The sequence below is a fragment of the Actinomadura verrucosospora genome (genome assembly GCF_039540335.1).
Taxonomy (GTDB): domain Bacteria; phylum Actinomycetota; class Actinomycetes; order Streptosporangiales; family Streptosporangiaceae; genus Spirillospora; species Spirillospora verrucosospora.
This window is the reverse complement of sequence record NZ_BAABEV010000055.1, coordinates 45,008-52,965: the sequence shown is the minus strand read 5'-3', so window position 1 is coordinate 52,965 and position 7,958 is coordinate 45,008. Positions and strand designations below refer to the sequence as shown.

Sequence of the window (7,958 nt, the reverse complement as noted above, 5' to 3'; positions counted from 1 at the left end):
GGCGGAGCGGCCGGGGGCGGCGCGGGCGCCACCGCGGGCGGCGGGCCCGGGGCCTCCTGCGCGGGCTCGGGGCCCGGCGCGACCGGCTGGTCGGCGCCCGTGGCGGCGCGCTCGGCGGCCATATGGGCGCGGGCCGCCTTGATGATGTCCCACGCCGACAGCTCGTCGGTGGAGGGCGGGGTGTGCATGGCCGGGGACGTCAGCTCCGCCGCGACCGCCTGCGGCACCGCGAACCCCGTCGCCGGAGGCGGCACCTGCGCCAGCCGGCACCAGGTCAGCCCGAGGGTGTAGCTGGTGGCCAGCAGCGCGGCCAGGGCGTCGGAGTCGTCGCTGCGCAGCGCGTCGGGCAGCCGCCCGTCGCGCGGCCACAGCGACCGCAGCGGGTTGGCCGGATCGGTCAGCACCGCCTGCAGCGTGCGGGCGCTGTCGGCGTCCAGCCAGTGCTGCAGCGCCGGCAGCGCGCCCGGCGCGGCCTGCAGGTCGGCGGCCAGCACCGCGATCCCGGCGCGGCGGACCTCGTCGTGGCTGCGGCCCGCCGCGGCCGGGCGCGGCCCGGTCAGCTCCGCGACGATCTCCTGCAGGTCGTACAGGGCCAGGCGCAGGTACTCGCCGGGCGCGGTGTCGCGGACCATCGGGGTGGCGAACTCGGCGGGGCAGCGGCGCCGCCACTCCTGCAGGATCGCCTCCGGCCCGTACCGGACGGTGGCCATGTCCTGGTTGACCATGCGCAGGGACGCCGCGGTCACCGCGGCCAGCGCGTCGGCGCCGGGCCGGAACCGGGGGTCGGCCTGCAGCCCGGCGGCGACCTCGTACATGACGCGGGCGATGTGCGCGGCGCCGCCGCCGTCGCCGGCGCCGAGCCGGTGGACGTAGTAGCCGGCCAGGGTGGCGAAGTCCGGCGGCATCATCCAGTGCAGCTGGTCGGCCGAGGTCGTCAGGAACGGGATGAACGACTCGATCAGCGGGTGCTCGGTCAGCACCACCGGGGACCCGGCGCACCACAGCAGCGCGCCCCACGCGGCGGCGACGGTGCTGGGCGTGCCGGGCTGGAACATCGGGTCGCGCTGGGCGAACTGCTGCGGGTTCACCGCCAGCGCGGTGGTCAGCGCCTGGGAGATGCGGGCGACGACGGCGGTGTCGGGGACGGGCCCGAGGAACCCCAGCGGCGCCACGCGCCCGGCCGACAGGTCCGGGCCGGTGGGGAACAGCTGCGGCGGGACGGGCGGCGTCCCGGCGCCCTGGGGCGCGGGGACGGCGACGCGGCGGTCCTCGAACTGCGCGGGGGGCGGGCAGGGGTGCCAGGTGCCGTCCAGGCCGCACCGGTACCAGCGTCCCCACGCGCCGTACAGCCACCACTCGCCGGCGCCCCACAGCATCCGCGCGGCGATCTGCGCCGCCCGGTCGGCCGGCTGGGCGCTCTGCCACCACGGTGAGGCCACCAGCTCGCGCACGTTGCCCTCGACCGAGGCGAACAGGTCGCCGCTCGGGCCCCCTCCGGTTCCACCGGGCCCCGCCCCGGCCGACTGCCAGCTCATCCGGCGAATAGTAGTGGCCGCGGGTGTCGCGTCCGGCATCGCCCGCATTAAAGGCCGGTATCCCGCCATCGACGTGTAAGGAGTGTTATGGCAGGATGCTCATTAGTCCGCCGGGAGCGGGCTCTGCGGCACACCGCACGACCCGGGGGGTGAGGATGGACGGCGCCGCGCGGACCCGCGCCGGGGGACTGGGCCTGGCGGTGCTGTCCTCGGTGTGCTTCGGCGCGTCCGGGCCGCTCGGCAAGGCCCTCATCGAGGCCGGAATCGGCCCGTTGCAGGCGGTGTGGCTGCGCATCACGGTCGCCGCGCTGGTCCTGGCGCCGCTGCCGTTCCTGCTGCGCGGGCGGGCCGCCGCCCGCGGCCTGCGCCCCCACCTGCCCGCCCTGGCCCTCTACGGCCTGACCGGCGTCGCCGGCTGCCAGGCCTTCTACTTCGTGGCCGCCTCGCGCCTGCCGGTCGGGGTGGCGATCCTGCTGGAGTTCAGCGGCCCGGTCATCGTGCTGGCGTGGCTGCGGCTGGTGCGCCGCGCGCCCGTGCACCGCAGCGCCGCCGCCGGCGTCGCGATCGCCATGGCCGGCCTCGCCCTGGTGGTGCAGGTGTGGACGGGGCTGTCGCTGGACCCGGTCGGCCTGGCCGCCGGGCTCGGCGCCGCCGCCTGCCAGGCGAGCTACTTCCTCATCGTCGACCGGCTGACCGGCGAGGTCGACGCCCTCGTCATCACCTCCGCCGGCGGTGTCGTCGCCGCCCTCGCCCTGACCGCCCTGGCCGCGCCGTGGACGCTGCCCTGGCAGGTGCTGCCCGCCCCGGTGGCCGTCGCCGGGCACGCCGCGCCCGGCTGGGCGCTGGTCGCCTGGATCGGCCTGGTCAGCACCGTCCTGGCCTACCTCACCGGCGTCGCCGGGCTGCAGCGCCTGTCGGCGCAGGTCGGCGGCGCCATCTGCTACACCGAGGCCGTCGCCGCCGCCCTCATCGCCTGGGCCGTCCTCGGGGAGCGCCTCACCGCCGCGCAGATGACCGGCGGCGCGATCGTGCTGGCCGGCGCCTACATCGCCCAGCGCGCCACCGTCACCCACCCCGAGGTCCTGCACGTCACCGCCCCCGCCCCCGCGGACCGCCCGCAGGACGGCGCCGCGAAGGGCGGTGCACGCGACTCCGCGCAGGGCGGCGGGACGGGCCCGCGGCCCAGCCCCGCCTCCCTGCGCCCCTGACCGGCCTCTGGCCGGCCCCGGTCAGGCGTTCTCGCGGCGGAACCGGCGGGCGCCCAGCGCCACCGACGCCGCCACCAGCGCGACCGCCACCAGCGCCCCCTCCGCGACCGCCGCCGTCGCGAAGTCGCCGAGGAACGCCGCCCGCGCCGCGTCCACCATGTACCGGAACGGGGTGAACCGCGACACCGCGTCCAGCCACCCCGGCGCCAGGCTCATCGGCAGCAGGATCCCCGACAGCAGCATCAGCGGCAGCGTCACCGACGTCAGGATCGGCGCGAACGCGTCCTCGCTGCGCGTGCGCAGCGCCACCACGTAGGACAGGGACGCCACGCTCACCGCCAGCGCCACCACCAGCGCCAGCCCGACGGCGATCCCGCCCACCGGGGCCCGCAGCCCCAGCGCCAGCCCGACCGCCACCACCACCACGCCCTGGAACCCCACCACGGCGGTGTCGCGCAGGACCCGCCCCAGCAGCAGCGCGGTGCGGCTGGCCGGGGTGACCCGTAGCCGGTCCACCACCCCCGACCGCAGATCCGCGATCAGCCCGAACCCCGCGAACCCGGCGCCGAACAGCGCCAGCTGGATCAGCACCCCGGGCACGAACACCTGCCAGGCGCTGCCCGCGCCGAACCCGCGCACGTCCACCAGATCCGTCAGCAGCGGCCCGAACAGCACCAGGTACAGCAGCGGCTGCACCGCGCCGAACACCACCGCGACCTTGCTGCGCAGCGTCTGCCGCATGTACCGCAGGAAGATCAGGCGCGTGTCGGAGGCGACCCGCGCGGCAGCGGCCGCCCGACCGGTCGCCGCGGTCGCTCCGGTCGTTTCGGTCGCTTCGACGGAAGCGCTCTGTTCACCAGACATGGGGGGACTCCTCGGTTCAGGCCGCGTCGCGCAGCGAGCGGCCGGTGAAGGTGAAGAACACGTCGTCCAGCGTGGGGCGGGCCAGGTTCAGCGACGCCAGCTCCACCCCCGCGCCGTCCAGCGCGCGGATCAGGGACATCAGCGCCGTCTCGCCGTCCTCGACGGTCAGCCGCAGCGTCCCGCCGGACACCGCGGCCTCGCGGACGGCCGGATGCGCCGCCAGCGCCTTGCGGGCGCCCTCGACGCCGGCGGCCTCGGCCAGCTCCACCGTGACCACGTCCCCGGCGACGCGGCGCTTGAGCTCGGCGGGCGTGCCCTCGGCGACGATGCGGCCCCGGTCGATGATCAGCAGCCGGTCGCACAGCGCGTCGGCCTCGTCCAGGTAGTGCGTCGTCAGGAACACCGTCGCGCCCTCCCGGTCGCGCATGGCGCGGATGTGGTCCCACAGGTTGCCGCGGCTCTGCGGGTCCAGGCCCGTGGTGGGCTCGTCCAGAAACAGGAGCGGCGGACGGTGCACCAGCCCGAGCGCGATGTCCAGGCGGCGGCGCTGCCCGCCCGACAGCGACCCCGCCGGACGCGGCCCGAGGCCCTCCAGGTCCAGGCGCGCGCACAGCTCGGCGATCCGCGCGGACCGGTCGCGCACCCCGTACAGGCGGGCCTGCAGGTCCAGCTCCTCGGCCACCGGGACGCCCGGGTCGGTGCCGCCGCCCTGCGCGACATAGCCGATCCGGCGCCGCACCGCCGCCGGATCGGCGCGCAGGTCGTGGCCGGCGACGGTCGCGGTGCCCGCGGTCGGCGCCAGCAGCGTCGTCAGCATCCGCAGCGTGGTGGTCTTGCCGGCCCCGTTGGGGCCGAGGAACCCGACGACCTCGCCGGGCGCGACCGACAGGTCCACCCCGCGGACGGCCTCGACCGTCCCGTGCCCGCCGGTGAAGGTGCGGGCGAGCCCGCGAGCCTCGATCACGATGACCTCCTTGAGAACGACGGCCGCTAGCGTAACCCCAATTTTGCAGTCACTCCAAGTTTTCAGTGACACCAGGGAAGGTATATTTCCGTGCATGGGTGAGGACCACGTCCCCGGCGTCGAACCGGAACTGGGACTGCGGGAGCGTAAGAAGCGCGAGACGCGGCGCCGCATCGCCGACATCGCCACCGGCCTGTTCATGACCCGCGGGTTCGACAATGTCACCATCGCCGACGTCGCCCGCACCGCCGACGTGTCGGTCAACACCGTCTTCAACTACTTCAGGACCAAGGAAGACCTGTTCTTCGACCGGCAGGACGAGATCATCGAGGCCGCCGGGCGCGACTTCCGCGACCGCCGCCCCGGCGAGGGCGCCGTGGCCCTGTTCCGCCGCCGCTTCTTCGAAGGCCTGGACGCCCGCGCCTACCAGACCGCCTTCCACGAGGGCTCGGAGGTCTGGACCCGCACCGTGCGCGCCAGCCCCGCCCTCATGGCCCGCCAGCGCGAGATCGGCCGCCTCGCCCAGGACCGCCTCGCCGACCTGCTCGCCGAGGCCACCGGCGCCGGCCCCGACGACATCGCCCCCCGCGCCGCCGCCGCCATGATCTTCGCCGTGCAGAACACGCTCGTCGAGCAGATCGCCGACCGCAAGAGCGCGGGGGAGACCCTCCAGGAGATGGCCGAGGACGTCTATGCCGCCGCGGCCCGCGCCTTCGACCTGCTCGAACACGGGCTCGGCCGCTACGCCGCCGCACCCGCCGCCCCGCCCGCCACCGAGCCCCTCGCCGAGCCTCCCGGCACCGCCGGCCAAGCCCCGGCCACCGGAAAATGAGTGTCGACCCACCGCAGATCATTCCTAGACTCCAGGGTTGCGGAGGCCGACAACCATGGACACCCCCACGCTCCTTGCCCACCTGCACCACCACGACACCGCCCTGACCCTGCCCCGGGGCGCGCACCTGCGCTGGGACGACGCGGACCTGCACCGCGCCGCGCACACCGGCGACCCCGAGGGCTACGCCCTGCTCGGCGTGGCCCCCGGCGTGCGGCCCTGGCAGCGCGCCCGCGTGCTGCTGCAGGTCCTCGCCGCCTCCCAGGCCGGCCTGGACGACCGCGCCCGCGCCGTGCAGGCCCGCGTCGCCCGCGTCCTGACCCTGGGCCTGCCGCCCGCCCACGTCATCACCGTCCTGCTCGCCCTGCGGCGGCTGCGCGCCAACCACAAGCACACCACCCGCGCCGCGCTGCGGTTCGTCCTGGAGCACCCCGCCGCCGACGCCCTCATCGCCGCGCGGCGCCCCGCCCTGCGCGACTGCTTCGAGCACGCCCTCGGCACCGCCACCGCCCGCGGCTGCGCCGGCCGCATCGCCGGCGGCGACACCGCCTCCGACTACCTCCAGCGGCGCCTGCTGCGCTTCCTCACCGACCCCGCCGCCGCGCCCGACCGCGTCCAGGCCCTCTACCACGCCGACGACCCGGCGACCCGGCCCACCGCGGGCGACCCCGCCGCGGTCGACCGGCCCGTCCTGTCCGTCGACACCGTCCGACAGCGGCCCGCCACCATCACCGCCACCAACCGCGGCGACATCGCCGCAACCCTCGTCCACCTGTACCGGGGCGGGCCCGCCGAGGACCTCTACGCCGCCCTCGGCCGCCAGGTCGGCGCCGCCGCCGCCGAGTTCCCCCGCTTCACCGGCACCCTCGCCCTGGTCATGGACGCCTCGGCGTCCATGCGCGGCTACGGCGACCGCGAATGGGCCGCCCTGTCCCAGGCCGCCGCGCTGCGCATGGTGCTGTCGCAGGTGTGCGCCCGCCTGGAGGTCATCGAGACCGGCGGCGACGAGCGCGCCCCGCGCGGCGCCACCGACCTGGCCACCGGCGTCCTGGACGCCCTGGGCGCCGAACCCGACCTGGTCGCCGTCGTCTCCGACGGCTACGAGAACGTCTACCCCGGCGACCTGGCCAGGGTCGTGGCGAGCCTGCCGCACGCCGGCATCACCACCCCGGTGGTGTTCTGCCACTCCCAGTTCACCGGCAGCGACGACCTGACCCTGCGCCGCCCCGCCCCCTCCCTGCCGCAGCGCGGCTTCTGGCACCAGGACGACTTCGCCGAACTGCTGCCCTGGATGTTCGGGCACTGCGCCGCCGGCGCCCCCTGGCTGCGCGCCGCCCTCCACGACCGCCTGGACGCCCTCGACCGGCAGGCCGACACCCTCACCGCCCGCATCGCCGCCTGAACCGCCGCCCGAACCGGCCCTCCGCGTGCACCCCGCGCGCCCGCCACGCGCCTGCGCCCGCGCACGCCCAGACCCGAAGGGAGCACCGCATGACCAGCATGACGGCGCTCGACACCCTCGTCCCCGGCCCCCTCAGCCTCGCCGGACACCGCCTGGGCACCCCCCAGCAGGCCGGCGCGCTCACCATGGTCCCCATCGCCGGGCCCGCCCTCCCCGGCTTCGCGCCGCCCCGCACCGGCCTCAAACTGACCCGCGTCGCCGGCTACGGGCAGGTCGAACTCGCCAACCGCGCCGACTCCGGCGTCGCCATCGTCCCCCTGCACATCGGCTACATCCAGGACCGCGCCCAGAACCACGCCCTGTGCCGCTCGGCGTTCCTGGCCGCCGGGCAGACCGTCCGCTTCGACGACGCCTGCTGCGTCCAGCAGAGCCAGGGCGGCTACCTCAGCGAACGCGACCAGTGGTTCTTCGTCCTGCCGCTGGAGCTGCGCGCCCGCGCCCTGGACCTGCGCGGCGTCGCCGGCTACAGCAAGCTGTGGGACGACATCGCCGCCCTCAACGCCCGCCACGGCCTGCCCCGCCGCGGCCACCTGGAGCAGATCCTGTCCCGAAAGCGCGCCGTGCTGACCCAGTTCCAGTCCCGCCTGGAACCGCAGCCCGGCCAGCTCGGCGCCCTGTTCTTCGTCTCCGGCCGCTTCGCCGGCCTGGAGATCGCACCCGACCCCCGCTACTTCGCCGAGATGTGGACCGCGCTGGTCTGCTTCGCCTACGGCGTCGCCGCCTGGCACGCCGAACCCGCCCCGCCCGGCCCCGGCGCCGCCGCCCCCTACGACGGCGTCCAGCACGGGGCGGACCAGCGCCAGTCGGACCAGCACGGGGCGGCGGGGCTCGCCGGGCTGCGCGCCGCCCTGGACCGCGACCGCTCCGCCCGCCTCACCGAGATCGGCGGCTGGCTCGCCGACCTCCCCACCGGCCCCGTCGAACTCCGCGAGGAGGAGCGCTACCTCGACCTGCGGCTGTCCACCGTCACCGGCCCCCACCTGGCCGGGCAGATCGTCACCGACGGCGACCGCACCGTCTACGCGTCCCTGTTCGCCCGCTGACCGCCCGCCCCGTGGGGCGCCCCCCTTGAGAAAAAGGGGTTGCCCCCGGG

The 7,958-nt window shown here is 76.1% G+C and carries 7 protein-coding genes; 4 read left to right on the top strand and 3 right to left on the bottom strand.

Going from position 1 to position 7,958, the window contains the following annotated elements:
* A partial coding sequence (locus ABD944_RS37360) for a hypothetical protein (RefSeq protein ID WP_345185319.1) occupies positions 1-1,535 on the bottom strand: 1,535 nt, incomplete at its 3' end.
* A 155-nt stretch (positions 1,536-1,690) separates the two neighbouring features.
* Between ABD944_RS37360 and ABD944_RS37355 the strand changes: the two genes are divergently transcribed.
* The gene (locus ABD944_RS37355) at positions 1,691-2,743 is read left to right on the top strand and encodes an EamA family transporter (RefSeq protein WP_345185316.1); all 1,053 of its coding nucleotides are present in this window, start codon (positions 1,691-1,693) and stop codon (positions 2,741-2,743) included.
* 21 nt (positions 2,744-2,764) lie between these two features.
* Here ABD944_RS37355 and ABD944_RS37350 read toward each other — a convergent pair whose 3' ends face one another.
* Positions 2,765-3,607 (bottom strand): ABC transporter permease, encoded by an 843-nt coding sequence (locus ABD944_RS37350; RefSeq protein ID WP_345185314.1) that lies wholly within the window; start codon positions 3,605-3,607, stop codon positions 2,765-2,767.
* Between the two features lie 16 nt (positions 3,608-3,623).
* Positions 3,624-4,571, bottom strand: a complete 948-nt coding sequence (locus ABD944_RS37345) for an ATP-binding cassette domain-containing protein (protein WP_345185312.1) — start codon at positions 4,569-4,571, stop codon at positions 3,624-3,626.
* 94 nt (positions 4,572-4,665) lie between these two features.
* On the opposite strand from ABD944_RS37345, the gene ABD944_RS37340 reads away from it, so the two are divergent.
* The 3 genes from ABD944_RS37340 (at position 4,666) to ABD944_RS37330 (ending at position 7,908) form a co-directional block, all read left to right on the top strand.
* Positions 4,666-5,403: a TetR/AcrR family transcriptional regulator gene (locus tag ABD944_RS37340; RefSeq protein WP_345185309.1), complete on the top strand. Its 738-nt coding sequence runs from the start codon at positions 4,666-4,668 to the stop codon at positions 5,401-5,403.
* Positions 5,404-5,458: 55 nt separating this feature from the next.
* Positions 5,459-6,805, top strand: coding sequence for a hypothetical protein (locus tag ABD944_RS37335; protein WP_345185307.1), 1,347 nt, complete (start codon positions 5,459-5,461; stop codon positions 6,803-6,805).
* An 89-nt stretch (positions 6,806-6,894) separates the two neighbouring features.
* Positions 6,895-7,908 (top strand): ARPP-1 family domain-containing protein, encoded by a 1,014-nt coding sequence (locus ABD944_RS37330; protein ID WP_345185304.1) that lies wholly within the window; start codon positions 6,895-6,897, stop codon positions 7,906-7,908.
* The last annotated feature ends 50 nt before the right edge of the window (positions 7,909-7,958 follow it).

Bases quoted from the DNA above. Each gene is read 5' to 3' on its own strand.
- ABD944_RS37355 (WP_345185316.1), top strand. From the start codon at position 1,691: ATGGACGGCGCCGCGCGGACCCGCGCCGGGGGACTGGGCCTGGCGGTG.
- ABD944_RS37350 (WP_345185314.1), bottom strand. From the start codon at position 3,607: ATGTCTGGTGAACAGAGCGCTTCCGTCGAAGCGACCGAAACGACCGGA.
- ABD944_RS37340 (WP_345185309.1), top strand. From the start codon at position 4,666: ATGGGTGAGGACCACGTCCCCGGCGTCGAACCGGAACTGGGACTGCGG.
- ABD944_RS37335 (WP_345185307.1), top strand. From the start codon at position 5,459: ATGGACACCCCCACGCTCCTTGCCCACCTGCACCACCACGACACCGCC.
- ABD944_RS37330 (WP_345185304.1), top strand. From the start codon at position 6,895: ATGACCAGCATGACGGCGCTCGACACCCTCGTCCCCGGCCCCCTCAGC.